1 protein-coding gene is annotated in these 897 nt (G+C 45.5%); it reads right to left on the bottom strand.

Features of this window, described 5'->3' with window-relative positions; all coding sequences use genetic code 11:
- The coding region (locus tag B4K20_RS11165) for a sulfite exporter TauE/SafE family protein (RefSeq protein WP_289282941.1) at positions 1-763 on the bottom strand (763 nt) is incomplete at its 3' end.
- Positions 764-897: the final 134 nt, after the last annotated feature.

Below are 897 nucleotides of genomic sequence, written 5' to 3'. Positions count from 1 at the left end.
CAAGCAAAAAAACTGAGAATAAACGACTTAGCATCTGACTGGGTAGTGTCTTGGCTAATTTTGCGCCAATAGGAGCAACCCAGATGCTGGTAGCAATGATGCCCAAAAAAGCTTGCCAATGAACGAATCCACTTTGCCATTGCCCGTCCAAATGTTCCAGTTGTGTACCAATGAGCATATAAGCCACTGCACCACTTAGCGCAATGGGTAAACCACAGGCAGCAGCCGTACCAACGGCTCGTTGCATGGAAAGTCCACTCATGACCAAATAAGGAACAACCAGCGAACCGCCGCCAATTCCTACCATGGCTGAGACAATCCCCGTCACTAAACCCGCAGAAAAAATACTCGGTGCGGCTAAAAACTGAGAGGAGACAGATTTAGGTGGTGGCAACCACATTTTTATAGCCACCAACAGTGCGAACACACCAAACCAAACCTTTAAAGTATCGCTAGACATGGAGCTAGCGATATAGGCCCCAGCAAAACTCCCCAAAACCAGACTTGGTGCTAGCTTCTTTACCAAATGCCATTGAGTGGTTTCGAATTTATGATGTGCCAGCATGGACGAAAGAGAGGTAACACTAATCGTCATTAATGAAGTGGCAATAGCCACATGAATTGCTATATCGGATGACATACCCTGCCAACCAAACACCAGCATCAGAATAGGCACAATAATCAGCCCACCACCAATGCCAAATAACCCGGCCAATAAGCCAGATACCAATCCTGCAATCAGATAAGCAGTCCACTCCAACATCCTGTCACTCTGTATTTCGATTCAAAGGTAAGTCTCTGACTTTACTTGGATATATCAGGCGAGTATAAGTGGAGGAAACCATAAGAAACGTTCCACCTACAATTCATAAAAAGAGAGGGAATTCTATGGCATCG

It is taken from the genome of Methylophaga sp. UBA5088 (assembly GCF_002414625.1).
GTDB lineage: Bacteria > Pseudomonadota > Gammaproteobacteria > Nitrosococcales > Methylophagaceae > Methylophaga > Methylophaga marina.
This window is presented reverse-complemented; position numbering and strand designations above follow the sequence as displayed.